Source organism: Bartonella sp. AC62GZZY, from assembly GCF_042196525.1.
Taxonomy (GTDB): domain Bacteria; phylum Pseudomonadota; class Alphaproteobacteria; order Rhizobiales; family Rhizobiaceae; genus Bartonella.
On the sequence record NZ_JBHIQN010000077.1, the window covers coordinates 1 to 628 of the forward strand.

The window sequence follows — 628 nt, forward strand, 5'->3', positions numbered from 1 at the left end:
TAAGGTTTGCATTCAGGTGCATTTTTATATTTTTTACAAAACGGGCTGTTTAAGCGCTTCTTGACACTGCGCTGTGGTATGACAGCACCTGGACGACAAATCGGAAGGTTTTCCGCTTTATGATTTCCACACCAGCCTCCCCCCACATCATATTTATAGCGAAATCCCGCTTGGAGCATGCAAGCATCAATGGTTGCATTTGCATTATTACTGAGCTTTCTACTTTCTGGATCCTTATCATAAGGGGTTGGCATACCGCATTCTAACAAGGCTTTTCCTATCTCCGTAAAATCTGCTCCTGGCTTCTCCCATGCCCCTATAGAAGATATGGGAGTTTTATTAAACTGGCACCCAGCTATACTTAACAAAGTTACAGCACTTAATAATTTTACGATGTGTTTCATTTTTTACTCCATGATTTACTTGAAGGAACTTGTTCACGATGAGATGAGCCGTAAAGCATGTTGCACATACGCCCCGCATCTCCAAGGCAAGTATGGGAGCTTATGGGATTCATGATCACTCTCCACCATTCTTTCCACCAGTTACTGCCAGTAGGTATTGTCTCGTAAGTATAGCCATTGCCGCCAATAATTCTGCTGACAAAGTCATATCTATTCCCATCAAA

The 628-nt window shown here is 42.4% G+C and carries 1 protein-coding gene and 1 pseudogene; both read right to left on the bottom strand.

The genetic code is table 11. The features are described 5' to 3' along the window. Positions 1–404, bottom strand: a 404-nt coding sequence (locus ACFIML_RS09250) for a hypothetical protein (RefSeq protein WP_375688040.1), incomplete at its 3' end; no start/stop codon positions are given. After that, positions 401–628, bottom strand: a pseudogene (locus ACFIML_RS09255) (filamentous hemagglutinin); the annotation flags it as partial. The pseudogene ACFIML_RS09255 and the gene ACFIML_RS09250, both read right to left, overlap by 4 nt.